Source organism: Streptomyces sp. NPDC088197 (assembly GCF_044741185.1).
Classification (GTDB): domain Bacteria; phylum Actinomycetota; class Actinomycetes; order Streptomycetales; family Streptomycetaceae; genus Actinacidiphila.
The window spans coordinates 286,955-305,598 of the sequence record NZ_JBIUSD010000009.1; the positions used below are offsets into that span (position 1 = coordinate 286,955).

Consider the following 18,644-nt stretch of genomic DNA (forward strand, 5'->3'; position numbering starts at 1 on the left):
CGTGGACCTCGCATACACCGACGAGGAAGAGGAGTTCCGCGCCCGACTGCGCGCCTGGCTCGGCAAAGTGCTGCCCACCCTGCCTCCACCGCCCGACCCCCGCGACTGGCCGGGACGGCGCGCGTACGACACGGGCTGGCAGCGGCTGCTGTACGACGCCGGATACGCGGGACTGCACTGGCCCAAGGACGCCGGGGGCCGCGGCGCCACCCCCACCCAGCACCTGATCTACCTGGAGGAGACCGAGCGGGCCGGAGCGCCGTACGTGGGCGCGAATTTCGTCGGGCTGCTGCACGCCGGGCCCACCATCGCGGCAGAGGGCACCGAGCGGCAGCGCCGCCGCTGGCTGCCGCCGATCCTGCGGGGCGAGGAGGTGTGGTGCCAGGGGTTCAGCGAGCCGGACGCCGGTTCCGACCTCGCGTCCCTGCGCACCCGCGCGGTCCGCGACGGCGACGCGTACGTCGTCACCGGCTCCAAGATCTGGACCTCGCACGCCGAAGTCGCCGACTGGTGCGAGCTGTTGGTGCGCACCACCCCGCGCGCCGACGGCACGCCCAAGCACCACGGCATCAGCTGGCTGGCGATGCCGATGGACGCGCCGGGAGTACGGGTACGGCCGCTGCGGACACTCGCCGGATCGACGGAATTCGCGGAGATGTTCCTGGACGAGGTACGGGTGCCGGTCGGCAACCGATTGGGGGCGCAGGACGACGGCTGGCGGGTCACCATGGTGACGCTGTCCTTCGAGCGTGGCACCGCGTTCGTCGGCGAAGTCGTCGCCTGTCGCCGCACCCTCGGCGAGGTCGCCCGCGCGGCCCGCGCCAACGGCACATGGGACGACCCCGCCGTCCGCCGCGCGCTCGGCCGGCTCGCCGCCGAATTCTCCGTCTTGTGGCGCCTCACCCAGTGGAACGTCAGCGTCTCCCAGCACGCCCTGCGCACCGGCGGAAGCGCCGTCCCCGGCACCGGCGCCTCCGTCTTCAAGCTCCGCTACTCGCAGGCGAGGCAACTCCTCTACGACACCGCCGCCACCGTCCTCGGCCCCCTCGCCCCCGACGCCGACCACCCGTGGACGGCCGAACGCCTCAGCTCGCTGTCCTACACGATCGCCGCGGGCACCTCGCAGATCCAGCGCAACATCGTCGCGGAACGCCTCCTCGGCCTGCCCAAGGAGCCGAGAGGGTTACCGGAGAGGAGCGCACCGCCATGGACTTCCGGCTGACCGACGACCAGCGCGCCCTGGTCGGCGCGTTGCGGGACCTGCTGGCCGCCCGCTTCGACCGGACCGCCCTGCGCGCCGCCGTGGACGCGGCCGAGGCGGAAGGCGGTACCGCCATCCCGCCACGGGACATCTGGCGAGCCCTCGCCGAGACCGGCTTCTTCGGGCTGCGCCTGCCCGAGGCGGACGGCGGCGTCGGGCTCGGGCTGCCGGAGGCCGCGCTGCTCTTCGAGGAGGCGGGCGGCGCGCTGGTGCCCGGCCCGCTGACCGCCACCCACCTCGCGGCGGGAGTGGTACCGGGGGCCGCGACCGGCGAGGCCGTGGTCACCCTGCTCGACGCGAGGGGAGCGGGCCCGCACTCCGTCGCCCACCTCGACGCGGCAGACGCCGTCCTCGTCCTCACCGGCACCGGCACCGGCAGCGCTACAGCCCAAGCCGCGGCCGAGGCCGAGGTCACGGTCATGGTCGCCGAGGCGTCCGCCGTACGGCGGCACGCCGAGCCGCTGCGGTCGGTGGACCCGCTGACCCCGCTGCATCTGCTCGCCATGGCGGACATATCGGAAATAGCGGTGAGCGGGACCGTGCCCGTGCGGGCCGTCGCGTTACGGCGTGAGGCGGCCGTGCTGGAGGCCGCGCAACGGGTGGGGAATGCGGGGCGGATGGTGCGTATGGCAGTGCAACACGCCCGGGAGCGCGAGCAGTTCGGACGACCGATCGGCTCCTTCCAGGCGGTCAAGCACCTCTGCGCCGAGATGCTGGTCCGCGCCGAACTGGCCCGTACCGCGCTCTACGCGGCGGCCGTCACCGCTGACCCGTACGAGACCGCCGCCGCGCGCCTGCTCGCCGACGAGGCGGCGACCCGTAACGCACGCGACTGCCTGCAGGTCTTCGGCGGCATGGGCTTCACCTGGGAGGCGGATGTACAGCTGCACATCAAGCGCTCCTGGATACCCTCCGTGTGCGGCCAGGAGTCAGCGGCTGACGAGGACATGCTCGCCGAATGGCTGCTGTGATAACGCTGCGCACACACCGTGGCCGTTCGCTGACCCTCCGATTACGGAGTGTCCGCACGGTGTTGTGTCCGATGCGTGACTTGCCACGCAGTGGAGTCGGCGAACACCTCGGGTACGCTCCATCGGGTGCGTGTTGGTTCCAGGCTGCCCAGAGGCGCCGTCCGGCTGAGTCGGACGGGCGTCACGGCTGGGTGTTCGAATCCCCGTCGGAAGTGCCGCACAGTATGCAGCACGCGTACTCCGTTGCGCTGGAATATGCCCGAAGCGCTTGTTGGCGTGACTGTAGGTCAATCATGCTGTGTTGTGCCGGGGTCACGCACGGTGATCTCGGGCAGAAGCGAGGCGTTGTGTCCGCCGGTTCGGATGGTGTGAGCGGTGCAGGTGCTTCAGGTGCAGCTTGAGGTCGGTGTGGACCCCGCGGAGGTGGGACGGGCGCGTCGCTGGGCGCGGTCCCGGCTCGTGGGTTCGGGTATAGGAGCCGACGAGCCGGTCGCGGAGACGCTGATCCTGCTCATCTCCGAGCTGGTGACGAACGCGGTGGTGCACACCGGCTGCCCCGCCGTCCTGCGGATGCTGTTCCCCTCGGCGCCCGCCTCTCCGGTACGGGTCGAGGTGTCCGACAGCAGCGAGGCCCCGCCCGCCCCCCGGCACGCGCACCGCGACGAGACCGGCGGTCGCGGCCTGGAGCTGGTCGACGGCCTCGCCGACCGCTGGGGCTGGCAGCCGGAAGGCGCGGGCAAGCAGATCTGGTGCGAGGTCGACCGGCGTCAGGCCACGGTCCTCACCTAGGACGCGGGGGCGTCGGACCGCACGCCCCGCCGTACAGATGCCGCGCCGCGCGGCCGATTCGTAGAACCAGCGCCAGCGTCAGCACCCCCGCCTGCCCCGTGCCATCCCAGGAGCCACGGTCAGGGTCAGGGCCGCCGCACCGCTCACAACACCGCCACCGGAGCCACCGGCGCGCCCGTCCCGCCCACGAAGGGCTCCGGCGTGGCATCGAGCCAGAACGCGTAACGCCCCTCCTCGGCGCAGGCCGCCGACAGGCCCTCCAGATTCCAGTTCTGGCCCTGGAGCATGCCCATCTCGACCAGGTCGAGCCCGTGCACCGCCAGCCACAGATTCTCGACCTCCGGCGGGAAGATCTCGAAGGTCAGCGTGTCGTTGGCGACCGCCGCCACATCCCGCGCGTGGAACCACTCCGGCGTGCGGATCGACAGGCCGGGCGACGGATACGCGTACGCCTCCTTGTCGCCGCCGAGATACGCCCGCATCTGGCCGGTCCGCACCAGCACCACATCCCCGGCCCGTACCGCCGTGCCCGCCAACTCCTCCGCCGCGCAGAGGTCTTCCGGGGTCACGGCGTGGTCTCCGGGCAGCCGGTCGACGCCGAGCGCGCGGGCCACGTCCAGCAGCACGCCGCGCGACACCACGGAGGTCACCTTCTCGATGCCGCTGAAGGCGGCGCCCGCGTGCGCGGTCACCGAGTCGGCCGGGCGCCCGTTGTAGATCAGGCCCGAGTGCGAGACGTGGGGGAGGCCGTCCCAGTGCGTCCCGGCCTGAAGGCCGAGGGTCACCACGTCGTCGCTGGTCGCGATGGTGCCGGGCCCGAAGATCTCCTGGTTGAGCGCGACCATCGTGCGCAGCGGATTGACCCGGCCGGGGATCAGCCCGGTCTGTACGCCGTCCTGCCGCAGCGGCAGCGCGAGCGGCACGCGGCGGCCACCGCGTACGGTCGCGGCGGCGGCGCGCACCACCTCGTCCGTGATCAGGTTGAGGGTGCCGATCTCGTCGTCGGCGCCCCAGCGGCCCCAGTTGTTGACCCGGCGGGCGATGTCGAGGAACGCGTCGGGGAGGGCCACCGGAATCTCCAGATCGTGTGAGGGGTCGCGTACGCGGTCGTGTACGGGTCTTGTGCTGGACGGGGTCCGCACTCGTAATATCTAACGACCCGTCAAATCTAACGGTCCGTCAGAAACGATGAGAAGGGGCGGGACGTGGGCAACTTCCTGGCCGGAAAAGTCGTGGCCGTCACCGGCGCCGGGCGCGGCATCGGACGCGCGGTCGCCATCGCCTGCGCCGCGCAGGGATCGAAAGTCGTCGTCAATGACTACGGCGTCGCCATGGACGGCGCGGGCCAACCGGCAGGCGAGGTGGCCGAGTCGGTGGTGAAGGAGATCGAGGCGGCGGGCGGCGAGGCGGTCGCCGTGGCCGACGACGTGTCCACGATGGCGGCGGGCGAAAGGATCGTGTCGGCCGCGACGGACCGCTGGGGACGGCTCGACGGCGTCGTCTGCGTCGCCGGCATCCTGCGCGAACGCATGCTCTTCAACATGGCGGAGGACGAGTGGGACCCCGTCATCGCCACCCACCTCAAGGGCACCTTCACCCTCTTCAGGGCCGCCAGCGCGGTCATGCGCCGCCAGGGCCACGGCACGCTGATCGGCTTCACCAGCGGCAACCACCAGGGCAGCGTCTCGCAGGCCAACTACTCCGCCGCCAAGGGCGGCATCATCTCGCTCGTCCGCAGCGCCGCCCTCGGCCTGAACAAATACGGCGTCACCGCCAACTGCGTGGCCCCCGTGGCCCGTACCCGGATGTCCGCGGGCGTGCCCATGGAGCTGAAGGAGATCGGTGAGCCGGAGGACGTCGCCGCGCTCGTCGTCTACCTGCTCTCCGACCGCGCCGCCGACACCACCGGGCAGGTCTACACGGTCGCGGGCCCCAAGATCGCGCTGTGGGCGCAGCCCAGGGAGATACGTTCCGCCTGGTCGCAGGACGGGCCCTGGACGCCGGAACGGCTGGCCGACGTCATCCCGGCCACCATCGGCACCGACCCCATGCCCATGCTGGAACAGCTCGACGCCATGCGCAGGGCCGCCGCGGCCAAGGACCGCCCCAACGCCTAGGGAGCGCCATGGACTTCACCTTCGGACCCGAGGTCGACGCCTTCCGCGCGGAGGCCCGCCAGTGGCTCGCCGCCAACGCCCCCGCCGACACCCCGGCCGCCACCGACATGCGCGCCGCGCCCGACCGCCGGGCCTGGGAACGTACCCTCGGCGCGGCGGGCTGGATCGGCCTCGGCTGGTCCGGAACATACGGCGGCAACCGGCGCGCGACACTCGCGCAACAGGTCGCGTGGGGCGAGGAGTACGCCCGCGCGGGCGCCCCCGTACGAACAGGACACATCGGCGAGAAGCTGCTCGCGCCCACCCTGGAGGCGCACGGCACACCCGAGCAGTGCGAGCGCTTCCTGCCGCCGATCGCGCGCGGCGAGGAGCTGTGGTGCCAGGGGTACAGCGAGCCGGGCGCGGGCTCCGACCTGGCGGGCGTGCGGACGGCGGCCGTACGCGATCCGGCGGACGGCTCGTACCGGGTGTCGGGGCAGAAGATCTGGACGTCACTGGCGCGTGACGCCGACTGGTGCTTTCTGCTCGCGCGCACCGAGCCCGGCTCGCGCCGCCATCACGGCCTGAGCTTCCTGCTGCTGCCGATGGACCAGCCGGGGATCGACGTGCGCCCGATCCGGCAGATGTCCGGCGCGGCCGACTTCAACGAGGTGTTCTTCGACGGTGCCCGCGCCGTCGGGGTCGTCGGCGCGGAAGGCGGCGGCTGGCAGGTCGCCATGGCGCTCCTCGGCCACGAGCGCGGCGTGTCCACACTGGTCCAGCAGATCGGCTTCGGGCGGGAGTTGGCGGAGGTCACGGAGGCGGCGCGGCGCACAGGGGCCGACACCGATCCGATGATCAGGCAGCGGCTGATACGGCTGTGGGCGGAGTTGCGGACGATGCGCTGGAACGCGCTGCGCACCCTCGGTACCGCCGACCTCGCCGCGCCCAGCGCGGCCAAACTCCTCTGGTCGGCCTGGCACCAGCGGCTCGGCGAGCTGGCGATGACCGTACGCGGGCCGTCCGCCGCCACCGGTCCGCGCGACTGGACACCGGCCGCGCCGTACGAACTCGACGCCGCCCAGCACCTGTTCCTCTTCTCCCGCGCCGACACCATCTACGGCGGCTCGGACGAGGTGCAGCGCACGATCATCGCGGAGCGGGCGCTGGGGCTGCCGAGGGAGCCGAAAGGGTGAGCGCGTCCGAGGAGGAAGAGGCCATCAGGGTGAGCGCGTCTCCCCCGCACGCCCCGCACCCCCCGCACCCCCAGCACACCCCGCATCCCCCGCACGGCCCTGGGCGCGAGCCGCCCTACGAGCCCGCGCACGGCCTCCTGCGCGGCCGTACGGTCCTGGTCACGGCCGCCGCGGGCAGCGGCATCGGCTTCGCGACCGCGCGGCGCTGCGCCGAGGAGGGCGCGGTCGTGGCGATCAGCGACCGGCACGAGCGGCGGCTGGCCGAGGCGGCCGCGGAGTTGGACAAGCTGACCGGCCAGGCGCCGCTGGCCGTGCCGTGCGACGTGACTGTCGAGGACGATGTGCGGCGGCTCTTCGCGGCCGTCACCGAGCGGTTCGGCGGCCTGGACGTCCTGGTCAACAACGCGGGCCTCGGCGGCACCGCCGCGCTCGTCGACATGACGGACGCGCAGTGGTCGACCGTCCTCGACGTCACCTTGAACGGCACCTTCCGCTGCACCCGCGCCGCCCTGCGCCACATGCGGGAACGCGGCACAGGGGTGATCGTCAACAACGCGTCCGTGCTGGGCTGGCGCGCCCAGGCCGGACAGGCGCACTACGCGGCGGCCAAGGCGGGCGTGATGGCGCTGACCAGGTGCGCGGCCGTGGAGGCGGCCGAGTTCGGCGTACGGGTCAACGCGGTCGCGCCGTCGCTGGCGATGCACGCCAACCTCGCGAAGGTCACCAGTGACGAATTGCTGGCGGAGCTGACCGCGCGCGAGACGTTCGGGCGGGCCGCGCGGCCCTGGGAGGTCGCCAACGCGATCGTCTTCCTGGCCAGCGGCTACAGCTCCTATCTGACGGGCGAGGTGGTCTCCGTCTCGTCCCAACACCCTTGACACCCTTGAGGGGGCGCACATGAGCGGGCACGGCGGCACGGTAGGCAGCACTAATGGTGACGCGCACGCGGACGGCACCAAGGGGGGCGCCGCGCTGGACGGCACTTATGGTGACGTCCGGGGACGTGTGCGGGGCGTCGTCTTCGACGGCAAGCAGGCGCAGGTCGTGGACGACCTGGAGGTCCGCGCGCCGGGGCCCGGTGAGGTGCGGGTACGGATCGCGGCGGCCGGGCTGTGCCACAGCGACCTGTCGGTGATCGACGGGACGATCCCGTTCCCGGTGCCGGTCGTGCTCGGCCACGAGGGCGCGGGAGCGGTCGAGGCGGTCGGCGCGGGGGTGACCCACGTGGTGGTCGGCGACCATGTGTCGCTCTCGACGCTCGCCAACTGCGGGACGTGCCCCGAGTGCGACCGTGGCCGCCCCACGATGTGCCGTCAGGCCATCGGCCGCCCGGGAAAGCCCTTCACCCGGCAGGGGAAGCCGCTCTTCAACTTCGCCTCGAATTCCGCCTTCGCGGAGCTGACCGTGGTCAAGGCCGTCCAGGCGGTGAAAATCGCACCGGAGATCCCGCTCACGTCGGCCGCCCTGATCGGCTGCGGTGTGCTGACCGGCGTCGGCGCCGTCCTGAACCGGGCGCGCGTCGGCCTCGGTGAGAGCGTCGTCGTCATCGGCACCGGCGGCATCGGCCTCAACGTCCTCCAGGGCGCGCGGATCGCGGGAGCCTCCCGCATCGTCGCCGTCGACAACAACCCGGGCAAGGAAGCGCTGGCCCGGCGGTTCGGCGCCACGGACTTCGTCGCCGACGCCGCTTCCGTACGCGACCTGCTGCCGGACGGCGCCGACCACGTCTTCGAGTGCGTGGGCCGCACCGCCCTGATCCGGCAGGCGATCGACCTGCTCGACCGGCACGGCCAGGCGCTGCTGCTCGGAGTGCCGCCGGCCGACGCCGAGGCGTCGTTCCGCGTCTCCTCGATGTTCCTGGACAAGGCGATCCTCGGCTGCCGATACGGTTCCTCGCGCCCGCAGCGCGACATCGCCCTCTACACCGACCTCTACCGGCAGGGGCGGCTGCTGCTGGACGAACTCGTCACCGAGACCTACCCGGTGGAGGACTTCGCCAAGGCGGTGGACGACGCCGCGCACGGGCGGGTGGCGCGCGGCGTGCTCACCTTCTGAGCCCTCTCTCCCGGCCGTCCGAGTCCTACGGGCCCTCCGCACCTTCCTGACCCTCGGGGCCTACCGTCCGGCCGCGCTGTGGAACGTGCGGCGGTACGCCGTCGGTGACACCCCGAGCGCGGCCTGGAGGTGCTGACGCATCGACGCCGACGTGCCGAAACCCGCTTGCCCGGCGATCTGGTCGACCCCGAGATCGGTGGACTCCAGCAGGTGGCGGGCGTGTTCGACGCGCTGCTGCGTCAGCCACTGTCCCGGGCTCATCCCCACCTCCTCGCGGAACCGCCGGGTGAAGGTGCGTACGCTCATCGACTCGCGCTCGGCGAGCTGCCGCAGTGTGAGCGGCGCGTGCAGCCGGTCCAGCGCCCAGGAGCGCGCCCGCTCCGTACTGGCCAACTGCGGCTCCGGCAGCGGCCTGCGGATGTACTGCGCCTGGCCGCCCTCCCGGTGCGGCGGGACGACGGTGCGGCGCGCGACCCCGTTCGCCACCGCCGTACCGAAGTCGCGGCGCACGATGTGCAGGCACAAGTCGATGCCCGCGGCGACCCCGGCCGAGGTCAGGACGTCGCCGTCGTCCACGTAGAGGACATCGGGGTCCACCTTGACCTGCGGGAAGAGCCGCTGGAAGTGGTCCGCGCTGCTCCAGTGGGTGGTCGCGGGGCGGCCGTCGAGCAGGCCCGCGGCGGCGAGCAGGAAGGAGCCGGTGCAGATCGAGACCGTACGCGTGCCGGTCCGCATCCGGCGGAAGGCGGCGGCCAGCGCGGGCGTCAGCACCCCCTCGGTGTAGACGGTCCCCAACTCGTGCGAGGCGGGCACGACCACCGTGTCCGCCTCGGCCAGTGCTTCGAGCCCGTGCCCGACGACGACGCTGAAATCGGCGTCGGTACGGACGCTGCCGGGGGCGACGCTGCACGTCACGACCTCGTACAGCTTCCTGCCGTCCTCGACGCCCTGTGCGGCGCCGAAGATCCGCAGCGGGATGCCCAGTTCGAACGGGATCACGCCGTCGAGCGCGAAGACGGCGACCTTGTGCCGGTCGGGGTGCTGGAAAACGGCCATGGCCCGATCCTTTCACATCATGGCCATCGGGCCACTCGTCCGGTGGTACCGATCTCCGGAGACTGTTCGAGTGACGCAGACATCGCACTCCGCCGGTCAGGTCCCTGACACTGTGACCGCCGCACCAGGGCCGGCCGCCACGCCTGGCGAGGCCGCCGCGCCGGGTGTCGTGCCGGGTGCCGTACCCGGTGTCGGTGTCGCGCCTGGTGCCGTATCCGGCGTTGTTCCTGACCTCGGTCCCCGCCCCGGTGCCCGTGTACGACCGCACCGCGCCTGGGCCGTCGCCGTCGTCACCTTCGTGACCCTCGTCGGCGCCGCCGCCTTCGCCTCGCTCCCCGGACTGCTGATCGACCCGCTGCACACCGAATTCGGCTGGTCGCGCGGCATGATCGGCTTCGCGGTCTCGGTGAACCTCGCGCTGTACGGGCTCACCGCGCCCTTCGCCGCCGCGCTGATGGACCGCTTCGGCATCCGGCGCGTGGTGGCGTGCGCGCTGGTCACCATCGCGCTCGGCGCGGGACTGACCGTCTACATGACGCAGGTGTGGCAACTCGTGCTGTGCTGGGGCGTGCTCGTCGGCCTCGGCAGCGGCTCGATGGCGCTGGCCTTCGCCGCCACCGTCACCAACCGGTGGTTCGTCGCCCGCCGCGGCCTGGTCACCGGCATCCTCACCGCGGGCGGCGCGGCCGGACAACTGGTCTTCCTGCCCGTGCTGTCCTGGATCACCGAACACCACGGCTGGCGCCCGGCCGCCGCGGTGGTGGCCTGCGCCGCGCTCGCCGTCGTCCCCTTCGTCTGGTTCCTGCTGCGCGACCATCCCGCCGACGTGGGCCTCGCGGCCTACGGCGCCGCCGAGTTTACCCCCAAGCCCGCACCGGTCGCGGGCGCCGCGGGCCGGGCGCTGCGGGCCCTGCGCGAGGCGGCGCGTACCGGACCGTTCTGGCTGCTCGCGGGCACCTTCGCGATCTGCGGCGCGTCCACCAACGGCCTGGTCAAGACCCACTTCGTGCCCGCCGCCCACGACCACGGCATGCCCGTCACCGCCGCCGCCTCCCTGCTGGCCGTGATCGGCGTCTTCGACATCGCGGGCACGGTGGCCTCCGGCTGGTTCACCGACCGCGTATCACCGCGCCGCCTGCTCGCGATCTACTACGGCCTGCGCGGACTCTCCCTGATGTTCCTCCCCATCCTGCTCGCGGACAGCGTCCATCCGCCGATGGTGCTGTTCATCGTCTTCTACGGCCTCGACTGGGTCGCCACGGTCCCGCCGACCATCGCCCTGTGCCGCGAGCACTACGGCGAGAACAGCGCGATCGTCTTTGGCTGGGTCCTCGCCTCCCACCAGATCGGCGCCGCCCTCGTCGCCTATCTGGGAGGTGTCGCGCGTGACGCGTTCGGCTCGTACGACGTCGTCTGGTACTCCTCCGGTGCCCTGTGCGCGGTGGCCGCGCTGATGTCCCTCGTCATCCGCCGCCGACCGGTCGCCGCGGTACCGGCGTTGGCGGTTACGGGGTGAACGGGCCGAAAGGAGCGAAAGTTCCGAATCCGCCCCGGTAGAACAGCAAAGGTCCGGAAGGGTTCTCGGGGCCGGCCGGGGCGTTCGGGTTGTCGTCGCCGCCCGTCGCGCCCAGCGCGACCACCCGGCCCACCACCACGAGGTGGTCGCCCCCGGTGTGCACCGCGTGGATCGCGCAGTCGATCCACGCGGACGCGCCGCCGATCCGGGGCGACCCCGAAACGGGCGCGGGCGTCCAGTCCACGTCCGCGAACTTGTCCGAGCCACTCACCGCGAACTGCCTGCACAGCGGGGCCTGCCCCGCCGTCAGTACGTTGGCGCAGAAAACGCCCGCACGGGCGATGCGCGGCCAGGTCGTTGACGTACGCCCGACCATGAACGCCACCAGCGGCGGATCCAGCGACAGCGACACGAACGACTGGCAGGCGAAGCCGGCCGGCCCGTCGGGGCAGGCCGCCGTCACCAGTGTCACGCCGGTCGCGAAACGGCCGAGCACCCCGCGGAATTCACCCTGGTCCACCGGTGCCCGCTCGTCCGGGCCCACCGCCCGCAGCGCGGCGCGCGCCCCGGCCAGTGGTGCGGCGCCCGGCAGCGCCGTGGGCGCCGCCGCCGGACCTCCGGCGCCCGGCGCCGCGGCCGTCGCCGCCCCGACCGACCTCAGGTACCGCACGGCGGTCTCCGCCATTCCCGCGTGTCCCATCACCCCTCCATTGAATCTGACGGACCGTCAGATAGGAAGGGTGAGGTGAGGCCGAGGTGAGGTCGGGGCGCTGTCGATCGGCGGGAACCGGGTTTCTCGGCGGGGGCGTGCTTGTCGGCCGGTGGCCGGTGGCGGGTGGCGGGTGGCGAGCGCCGGACGTCGGGAATCGGGTCACCGGCCCCGGAAGTGCGGCTGCCGCCGCTCGGTGAAGCTGCGGACGCCCTCCAGCGCGTCGGCGGTGGTCATGACGATCTCCTGCGCCGCCGCCTCGGCGGCGAACGCGGTGGCGCGGTCGGTGTCGAGGGAGGCGTTGACGAGCTGTTTGGCCAGCGCCGTCGCCCGCGTGGGCCCGGCGGCCAGGCGGTCCGCCCAGGCGCGCGCGGTCTTGTCCAACTCGGCGGCCGGTACGACGCGGTTGACCAGTCCGAGGCGTTCCGCCTCGGCGGCGGGCAGCGCGTCGCCGAAGAAGAGCAGTTCCTTCGCGCGCTGCGGGCCGATCAGCCGCGGCAGCAGATACGCGCCCCCGCCGTCGGGGGCCAGGCCGCGCCGGACGAACACCTCGATGAACGTGGCCCGTTCCGAGGCGAGGACGAGGTCGCAGGCGAGGGCGAGGTGGGCGCCGATCCCGGCGGCGGTGCCGTTGACCGCCGCGACGACCGGCTTCTCGCAGTCGAGCACGGCCGCGATCAGCCGCTGCGCGCCGCGCCTGATCGTCCGCGCCACATCGCCCGGCACCCGCTCGGCCGGTGCGCTCGCGCCTCCGCTCAGATCCGCGCCCGCGCAGAACGCCCGGCCGGTCGCGGTCAGTACGACGGCCCGCACGTCCGGTTCCGCCGAGGCCGCTTCGAGCAGGCCGATCAGGCGTTCGCGCTGGTCCCAGGTCAGGGCGTTCATGGCGTGCGGGCGGTCGAGCGTGATCCACGAGACCCCGTTGTCAGTGGCGTGACGTACAACTGACTCAGCGGAATCGTCTGGTGACTCAGCGGAGTCGGCGGCGGTGTTGTCGGAGTCGGTGGAGGGGGAGTCGGCCATGGGAATCCTCGGTCGGAGCGGGAAGAGCGGGCACGGGGTATGCGGGCACGGGGCACGCGGGCACGGGGTGTTCGAGGGCTGGGCATGGGGGTGCGCGGCGTCCGGGAGCGGGTCGTGTCGGCGTGCGCCCTTCCGGCGCGGACCGTTCCGGCACGGACCCGGGAGGGGCGAATCGTCGGCGTACGGGTCGGCGCGGTCAGTAGCAGACGGCCAGTGCGTCGAGCGCGACCGCGCCCTGCCCGCGCGGCAGCACCATCAGCGGGTTGATGTCGAGTTCGGCGAGCGAGTCGCCCAGTTCCATCGCCATCCGCTGCACGCGCATGACCACGTCGACGAGCGCGTCGGTATCGGCGGGCGGCGCCCCCCTGACCCCGTCGAGGATCCTGCGGCCCCGCAGGTCGTCCAGCATGCCGCGCGCGGTGTCCGGCCCGAAGGGCGGCACGCGTACGGCGGTGTCGGCGAGGACCTCGACCAGGATTCCGCCGAGTCCCACGGTGACGGTCGGGCCGAAGAGCGGGTCGGGCGAGATGCCGACCACCATCTCCACGCCGCGCTCGACGAGTTGGCAGACCAGGATGCCGTCCAGGTCGATGTCGGCGGCGCGGGCGGTGTCGGTGAGTTCGCGGTAGGCGTCCCTGACCTGGCTGGCCGAGGTGAGGCCGAGCCTGACCAGGCCCAGCTCCGTCTTGTGCCCGAGCTGCGCCGCGGAAGCCTTCATCACCACCGGGTAGCCGACCAGGCCCGCGGCCCGGACGGCGCCCGCCGCGCTGGTCACCAACTGCTCGCGGGGCACCCGGATCCCGTACGCCCGCAGCAGTTGCTTGGCCGCGTGCTCGCTGAGCTGGTGGCCCGCGCGCAGCAGGCCGCGCGCCTTGCGCGCCGAGGACGACGGTGTGCGCGGCGCTTCGTCGAAGGGCGAGCGGTAGGCGGCGGTGAAGCGGTGGTGGTCGAGGTAGGACTTCACGGCGGTGACGCAGTTGCCGAAGGTGCGGAAGGTCGCCAGCCGGGAGGAGCCGAGCAGGGTGGTGCGGTAGGCGTCCTCGGTGCCGACCGGGGAGCCCCACACCACGCAGATCAGCTTGTCCGTCTCCTCCGCCGCGTCCGCCAGGTCGCGCGCCAGCTTGTCGCTCATCGGCGGGAAGGGGCCGGTGATGGGACAGATCAGTACGCCGACGGCCGGATCGGCCAGGATCGCGTCGATGATCTTCCGGCCGCGCCAGTCGCCCACCGGGTGGCCGCCGTTGTCGACCGGGTTGGCGACGTTCAGGTAGTCCGGGATCCACTGGTGGAGTTCGGTGCGCTTGGCCTCCGACAGCGCGGGCAGCCGCAGCCCGGCCGAGGTGGCCAGGTCGGCGAAGTGCGCGCCGGTGCCGCCGGATATGGAGTAGACGACGACCCCGTCCGCGGCGGGCGGCCGGGCGCGGGCCAGCAGGGCCGCGGTGTCCTGGAGTTCGTCGAGCCCGTCGACGCGGATCACGCCGAACTGCCGCAGGGCGGCGTCGATCACGGAATCGGTCCCGGTGAGCTTGCCGGTGTGCGAGGCGGCGGTCCTGGCCCCGGCGTCGGTGCGGCCCACCTTGACCATCACCACCGGCACCTTGCGCCGGGCGGCGCGGTCGGCGGCGAGGCAGAACGACCTGCCGTCCTTGAGCCCTTCCACATATGCCGCGATGGCGCCGACCTCGGGCTGCCCGGCGAAGTAGGAGATGAAGTCGGCGGTCTCCAGGTCCGCTTCGTTGCCGGTGGGCGCCCAGTGGCTGAGCCGGATGCCGAGTTGCTGGAGGGAGTGCAGGGGGCGGCCCTGGTGGCCGGACTGGGTGATCAGCGCGATGGCGGGTCCCGTGAGGTCCTCGCGGAACTCCTCGAAGGCGTTGAGGTTGGTGTTCGGTCCGAGCAGCCGCATGCCGGAGCGGGCGACGACCTCGGCCAGCCGGGTCTGGGCCGCCGCGCCCTCGGCGCCGGTCTCGGCGAAGCCGGAGGCGAAGGCCACGGCGAAGGAGACCTTCGCCTCGCCCAGTTGCTCGATCACGGGCAGCGGGTCGGCGACCAGCAGCACCGCCAGGTCCACGTCCTCGGGGAGATCGGCCACCGAGGCGTGGCAGGGCAGGCCGAAGACGGTCTCCCGGCCGGGGTTGACCGGCAGCAACTGGGCGCCGACCCGCTGCGACCAGGTCAGGAGCTGTCGCGTGATGCCGGTGTTGGGCCGCCCCTCGGTGTCGGACGCGCCGACCACCGCCACCGTCCGTGGCCGGAAGAACCTGTCGAGGTCGGGTACGGGGGCGTGCAGCGGACGGCCGCCGACATCGGTGTCCGACCCGCCGCGCGCGACGGGCCCCGGGCCGGGACTGCGGGTGCTGAACGTGGATCCGAGCATCGGTCTCGCCCCCTCCTGCTGCTGGGTCTACAGAACTGACGCATAGTCAGATTACTGAACTGACGACCTGTCAGGAACAGTCGGGTCACGGAAAAGAAATGTGCGGCCCTGTGCGGGGTGCGGACGCGCGGCGTCCGGTTCGCTCGCGAGGACGCGGGGACGCGGGGACGCGGGGTTCCGGCGTCCCCAGCGGGTCGGCCGCCTGCGTATGGAGAGAGGGGGATGTGGGAGCGGGGGTGTGGGAGCGGGCGTGCGGCAGCGCGCGCACGCCCGGGTGCCGCGGCGGTACGTACGAAGCGGGCGCGTACGGGTCAGCGGGTGTGGGACACCTTCCGGGCGATCCGGCGGGCGTCGATGGCCATTTCGCGGAACATGCCGCTGATGGGGTTGGTGAAGCCGGTGAAGTACAGACCGGGGGCGCCCTTGGGTGAGCGGGCGCCGTGCGCGACCGGGCGCCCGCGCCCGTCGAGTACGCCGAGGTGGCCGACGAGCGGTTCGAGGCCGCGCCGGTACCCGGTGGCGGCGATGACGACCTCGGGGCTGATCTGCGAGCCGTCGGCCAGGTGCACCTTGTCCCCGTCGAAGCGCTCGACGGCGGCGACGGGTTCGACCCGCCGGGCGCGTACGGCGTCGATCAGGCCCACGTCCTGCACGGGGATGGAGCCGTCGAGCACGCGCGCGTACAGGCCGGTCTCCGGGCGGGGCAGGCCGTACGCCGACAGGTCGGGCACGCTGGCCCGCTCGATGTACGGGGCGACGCGGTCGACGACGCGGGTCGGCAGCCGTCGGCACAGGATGCCGCTGGCCTGCGCGGGCCAGCCCGCCGTGGACCGGCGCATGATGTGCGGCGGGGTGCGGACGGCGAGCCGTACCCGGGCGGCGCCGCCTTCGACGAGGTCGACGGCGATCTCGGCGCCGCTGTTGCCGACGCCGACGACGAGCACGTCGCGCCCGGCGTAGGGCGCGGCGTTGCGGTAGGCGGCGGAGTGCAGGAGTTCGCCGGGGAAGGTGTCGCGGCCCTCCCAGTCCGGTATGTGCGGCGCGTGGTTGTGGCCGGTGGCGACGACGACCACGGGGGAGGTGAGCACCCGGCCGCCGTTGGCGGGCAGCTCCCAGCCCGCGCCCGACGCCGCGCGGTCGACGCGCTCCACCGCTATGCCGGTGGTGATGTCCAGGTCGTGGTGCTCGGCGTACTGCTCCAGGTAGCGCACCACGTCGTCGCGGGCGACCCAACGGCCGTACGCGCGCGGGATCTGGAGACCGGGGAGCGCGGACAGCCGGCGCGTGGTGTGCAGGCGCAGCCGGTCGTAGTGGGCGCGCCAGGAGGCGCCGAGGTGCTCCGAGCGCTCCAGTACCAGGGGGCGCACCCCTCGCGCTCTGAGCGCGGCAGCGGCGGCCAGGCCGCCGGGTCCCGCGCCGATGACGATGGCGTCCGGCTCGGCGGTCGCGCTGCTCGCGGGTGTGCCCGAACCGGCGTTGCTGGGGTGGGACATGGAGAACTCCCGGGGCCTGAAAGTCGTACGAGAAACGAGTTGCGGCGGTACCGGAAGGTAACTGCTCGCGCGCGTGTGAGCGTAGCCCGGAACGGATCGGTCGGCGAGGTTCGGTCCGGCCTCTTGCGCATACCGCCCGCCGTCCGCTGAACTGACGTACCGTCAGATTTGGAGGAGGTCCGGCATGCGCGCGATCTGGCTCAGCGGCCCGGAATGGCTGGCCGTACTGCGCATAGGGCTGGGGCTGTGGTGGCTGGAGAGTTGGCGGCACAAGGACAAAAAGGCGTGGTTCGCGCGCGGTACGGGCATCGCCTGGGCCGCCGACGTGGCCGAGCGGCACCGCTGGCCCTTCGTGCGCACCGGCTTCGCGGCGGTCGTCGCCCCGCGCCCTCGCCTGATGGCGTACGTCGTCGTCTACGCCGAACTCGCCCTCGGGCTCGGGCTGATCACCGGCCTGCTCACCCCCGTCGCCCTCGTCGGCGGCCTGCTGCTGAACCTGCTCTACCTCGTCCTGATGATCCACGACTGGGCCGAGCAGGGACAGAACGCGATGATGGCGCTGATCTCGGTCGTGGCGTTCTTCGCCGTGAGCTGGCAGACATGGTCGCTGGACGACGCCTTCGGGCTGTTCCGGTGAGCGGCGCGGCGCGGTTCGACCTGCCGCGAACCGACGCCTTCACCCGGACCTATTGGGACGCGGCGGCCGAGGGGCGGCTGCTCATCCGGCGCTGCCGGGCCGACGGATGCGGCGCCGCGCACCACTACCCGCGCGAATTCTGCCCGCACTGCTGGAGCGAGGACGTGGTCTGGGAGACCGCCTCCGGCCTCGCCACCCTCTACACCTGGTCGGTCGTCCACCTCAACGACCTGCCGCCGTTCCGCGACCGGCTCCCCTACGCGGCGGCCGTCGTCGATCTCGCCGAAGGGCCGCGCATGATGACGGAAGTCATCGACTGCGCAGCGCGGGGATTACGGATCGGCATGCCGCTGAGGGTGGATTTCCGCCGTGGCGCGGACGCGGGAACCCCGCCCGAGGACGAGCCCGCGATCCCCGTCTTCCGCCCGGCCTGAACCCCTGCCGCCCGCGTGAGACGGGCGTCAGCGCTTGGCCGTCACCATGTGCGGCGTATGCGACCGGGCCCGTACCGCCTTCCGGTACAGCGCCTGGATCGCGTCGTCGAAGAACGGGCTGTACGAGATCCGGTCGGACAGCCCGCCCTCGTCCTCGCCGCCGATCAGACCGATGACGCTGCCGCTCTTGGTGCGGGTGTTGTAGTCGAGCAGCCACGGGCTGCCGGAGGTGCCGGCGAAGTAACCCGCGCACACCAGCTGCAATTGGCGCAGCCCTTCGAGCCGCGAGGTGGTCGTCGTGCAGGTGATCGCCTGGTCGGACGGGTCGTCGGAGGTGCGCGGGTAGCCGATGACGGTGACGCGATTGTGGAAGCCGGGCGTACGGATCAGGCGGTTGCCGCCCGTCACCTCCTCGATCCGCCGCCCGTCCGTGTCCGGCGCGACCCGGGCGAAGGCGAAGTCGTAGGCGGACTCGGCGTCGTCCGCGGGTGCCCAGCGCGCGTCGGTGAAGACCTGCGAGACGGCCCAGATCCCGTACGGCTGCCGGGCCGCACCCGCGCGGAACTGCGGTACGAAGCCGATGTTCGCGCCCGGTCGGCAGTGCGCGGCGGTCAGGATCAGGTCGCGGCCGGGGCTGTGCACGACGCTCGCGGTGCAGAAGTGCGCGGTCATGTCGCCGTCGACCGAGAAGAGCATGCCGACGGTCGGGACGCCCCCGAAGTGCGTCGCGGTCTCGGAGCGGGTGAACGGTCCCGGCACGGTGCCCGGTTCCGCTGCCGGGCCGAGCTGCCGGACCGACGACGGCATGGAGTCGGCCATCCGCTCGGGGGTCCAGAAGCGCGCGGCGGCCCTGTTCGTCCAGTGCGGCGCCGTACGCGGGCGTCCGGCACCGGGCAGCAGCACCGACACCAGGACCAGCGCGGCGGTGCACACGGCGGGCAGCAGGAGGCGTCGCAGCACGCGGGAAGGGTATCGGGCGCACCCGGCCGCGTACGGCCGGGACACCGGCGCTGACCGGTGCGGACCGCCCGGCC

17 protein-coding genes are annotated in these 18,644 nt (G+C 72.7%); 10 read left to right on the forward strand and 7 right to left on the reverse strand.

Features of this window, described 5'->3' with window-relative positions; translation table 11 throughout:
• Position 1 precedes the first annotated feature (1 nt).
• The 3 genes from ACIOC1_RS23100 (at position 2) to ACIOC1_RS23110 (ending at position 3,021) form a co-directional block, all read left to right on the forward strand.
• Positions 2–1,222, forward strand: a complete 1,221-nt coding sequence (locus ACIOC1_RS23100) for an acyl-CoA dehydrogenase family protein (protein ID WP_401856210.1) — start codon at positions 2–4, stop codon at positions 1,220–1,222.
• On the forward strand, positions 1,207–2,232 hold the full coding sequence (locus tag ACIOC1_RS23105; protein WP_401856211.1) for an acyl-CoA dehydrogenase family protein: 1,026 nt from the start codon (positions 1,207–1,209) through the stop codon (positions 2,230–2,232). Before ACIOC1_RS23100 ends, ACIOC1_RS23105 begins: the two co-directional genes overlap by 16 nt.
• Before the next feature lie 375 nt (positions 2,233–2,607).
• Entirely contained in the window at positions 2,608–3,021 is a 414-nt protein-coding gene (locus ACIOC1_RS23110) for an ATP-binding protein (protein WP_355337579.1), read from the forward strand.
• Positions 3,022–3,164: 143 nt separating this feature from the next.
• Here the strand turns inward: ACIOC1_RS23110 and ACIOC1_RS23115 are convergent, their stop codons facing one another.
• Positions 3,165–4,091 (reverse strand): cyclase family protein, encoded by a 927-nt coding sequence (locus ACIOC1_RS23115; protein ID WP_401856212.1) that lies wholly within the window; start codon positions 4,089–4,091, stop codon positions 3,165–3,167.
• A 135-nt stretch (positions 4,092–4,226) separates the two neighbouring features.
• Between ACIOC1_RS23115 and ACIOC1_RS23120 the strand changes: the two genes are divergently transcribed.
• The 4 genes from ACIOC1_RS23120 to ACIOC1_RS23135 all read left to right on the forward strand — a co-directional run bounded on the left by ACIOC1_RS23120 (position 4,227) and on the right by ACIOC1_RS23135 (position 8,368).
• Positions 4,227–5,138, forward strand: a complete 912-nt coding sequence (locus ACIOC1_RS23120) for an SDR family oxidoreductase (RefSeq protein ID WP_401856213.1) — start codon at positions 4,227–4,229, stop codon at positions 5,136–5,138.
• Positions 5,139–5,146: 8 nt separating this feature from the next.
• Positions 5,147–6,313 carry an acyl-CoA dehydrogenase family protein gene (locus ACIOC1_RS23125; RefSeq protein ID WP_401716461.1) on the forward strand — a complete coding sequence of 389 codons (1,167 nt, stop codon included), beginning with the start codon at positions 5,147–5,149 and terminating at the stop codon, positions 6,311–6,313.
• The gene (locus tag ACIOC1_RS23130; RefSeq protein WP_401856214.1) at positions 6,310–7,191 is read left to right on the forward strand and encodes an SDR family oxidoreductase; all 882 of its coding nucleotides are present in this window, start codon (positions 6,310–6,312) and stop codon (positions 7,189–7,191) included. Before ACIOC1_RS23125 ends, ACIOC1_RS23130 begins: the two co-directional genes overlap by 4 nt.
• A gap of 127 nt (positions 7,192–7,318) precedes the next feature.
• Positions 7,319–8,368 (forward strand): Zn-dependent alcohol dehydrogenase, encoded by a 1,050-nt coding sequence (locus ACIOC1_RS23135; protein ID WP_401856244.1) that lies wholly within the window; start codon positions 7,319–7,321, stop codon positions 8,366–8,368.
• A gap of 60 nt (positions 8,369–8,428) precedes the next feature.
• Here the strand turns inward: ACIOC1_RS23135 and ACIOC1_RS23140 are convergent, their stop codons facing one another.
• On the reverse strand, positions 8,429–9,424 hold the full coding sequence (locus ACIOC1_RS23140) for a GlxA family transcriptional regulator (protein ID WP_401856215.1): 996 nt from the start codon (positions 9,422–9,424) through the stop codon (positions 8,429–8,431).
• Positions 9,425–9,443: 19 nt separating this feature from the next.
• Here ACIOC1_RS23140 and ACIOC1_RS23145 point away from each other — a divergent pair, with 19 nt between their 5' ends.
• Entirely contained in the window at positions 9,444–10,940 is a 1,497-nt protein-coding gene (locus ACIOC1_RS23145) for an MFS transporter (RefSeq protein WP_401856216.1), read from the forward strand.
• Here the strand turns inward: ACIOC1_RS23145 and ACIOC1_RS23150 are convergent.
• From ACIOC1_RS23150 to ACIOC1_RS23165, 4 genes are all read right to left on the reverse strand, one after another.
• The gene (locus tag ACIOC1_RS23150; RefSeq protein ID WP_401856217.1) at positions 10,930–11,640 is read right to left on the reverse strand and encodes a flavin reductase family protein; all 711 of its coding nucleotides are present in this window, start codon (positions 11,638–11,640) and stop codon (positions 10,930–10,932) included. The two genes, ACIOC1_RS23145 and ACIOC1_RS23150, sit on opposite strands and share 11 nt — an antisense overlap.
• 171 nt (positions 11,641–11,811) lie before the next feature.
• On the reverse strand, positions 11,812–12,672 hold the full coding sequence (locus ACIOC1_RS23155) for an enoyl-CoA hydratase-related protein (RefSeq protein ID WP_355337597.1): 861 nt from the start codon (positions 12,670–12,672) through the stop codon (positions 11,812–11,814).
• Positions 12,673–12,868: 196 nt separating this feature from the next.
• Entirely contained in the window at positions 12,869–15,046 is a 2,178-nt protein-coding gene (locus tag ACIOC1_RS23160; RefSeq protein WP_355337600.1) for an acetate--CoA ligase family protein, read from the reverse strand.
• Between the two features lie 311 nt (positions 15,047–15,357).
• A complete protein-coding gene (locus ACIOC1_RS23165; RefSeq protein ID WP_401856218.1) occupies positions 15,358–16,539 on the reverse strand; it encodes a flavin-containing monooxygenase in 1,182 nt (393 codons plus the stop codon).
• A 184-nt stretch (positions 16,540–16,723) separates the two neighbouring features.
• Between ACIOC1_RS23165 and ACIOC1_RS23170 the strand changes: the two genes are divergently transcribed.
• Positions 16,724–17,176, forward strand: a complete 453-nt coding sequence (locus tag ACIOC1_RS23170; protein WP_355337606.1) for a DoxX family protein — start codon at positions 16,724–16,726, stop codon at positions 17,174–17,176.
• Positions 17,140–17,610 (forward strand): Zn-ribbon domain-containing OB-fold protein, encoded by a 471-nt coding sequence (locus tag ACIOC1_RS23175; protein WP_401856219.1) that lies wholly within the window; start codon positions 17,140–17,142, stop codon positions 17,608–17,610. Before ACIOC1_RS23170 ends, ACIOC1_RS23175 begins: the two co-directional genes overlap by 37 nt.
• Before the next feature lie 27 nt (positions 17,611–17,637).
• On the opposite strand, the gene ACIOC1_RS23180 is transcribed toward ACIOC1_RS23175, so the two are convergent.
• Positions 17,638–18,570, reverse strand: coding sequence for a trypsin-like serine peptidase (locus ACIOC1_RS23180; RefSeq protein ID WP_401856220.1), 933 nt, complete (start codon positions 18,568–18,570; stop codon positions 17,638–17,640).
• Positions 18,571–18,644: the final 74 nt, after the last annotated feature.

Bases quoted from the DNA above. Each gene is read 5' to 3' on its own strand.
- ACIOC1_RS23105 (WP_401856211.1), top strand. From the start codon at position 1,207: ATGGACTTCCGGCTGACCGACGACCAGCGCGCCCTGGTCGGCGCGTTG.
- ACIOC1_RS23125 (WP_401716461.1), top strand. From the start codon at position 5,147: ATGGACTTCACCTTCGGACCCGAGGTCGACGCCTTCCGCGCGGAGGCC.
- ACIOC1_RS23140 (WP_401856215.1), bottom strand. From the start codon at position 9,424: ATGGCCGTTTTCCAGCACCCCGACCGGCACAAGGTCGCCGTCTTCGCG.
- ACIOC1_RS23145 (WP_401856216.1), top strand. From the start codon at position 9,444: ATGGCCATCGGGCCACTCGTCCGGTGGTACCGATCTCCGGAGACTGTT.
- ACIOC1_RS23150 (WP_401856217.1), bottom strand. From the start codon at position 11,640: ATGGGACACGCGGGAATGGCGGAGACCGCCGTGCGGTACCTGAGGTCG.
- ACIOC1_RS23155 (WP_355337597.1), bottom strand. From the start codon at position 12,672: ATGGCCGACTCCCCCTCCACCGACTCCGACAACACCGCCGCCGACTCC.
- ACIOC1_RS23160 (WP_355337600.1), bottom strand. From the start codon at position 15,046: ATGCTCGGATCCACGTTCAGCACCCGCAGTCCCGGCCCGGGGCCCGTC.
- ACIOC1_RS23165 (WP_401856218.1), bottom strand. From the start codon at position 16,539: ATGTCCCACCCCAGCAACGCCGGTTCGGGCACACCCGCGAGCAGCGCG.
- ACIOC1_RS23170 (WP_355337606.1), top strand. From the start codon at position 16,724: ATGCGCGCGATCTGGCTCAGCGGCCCGGAATGGCTGGCCGTACTGCGC.
- ACIOC1_RS23175 (WP_401856219.1), top strand. From the start codon at position 17,140: ATGGTCGCTGGACGACGCCTTCGGGCTGTTCCGGTGAGCGGCGCGGCG.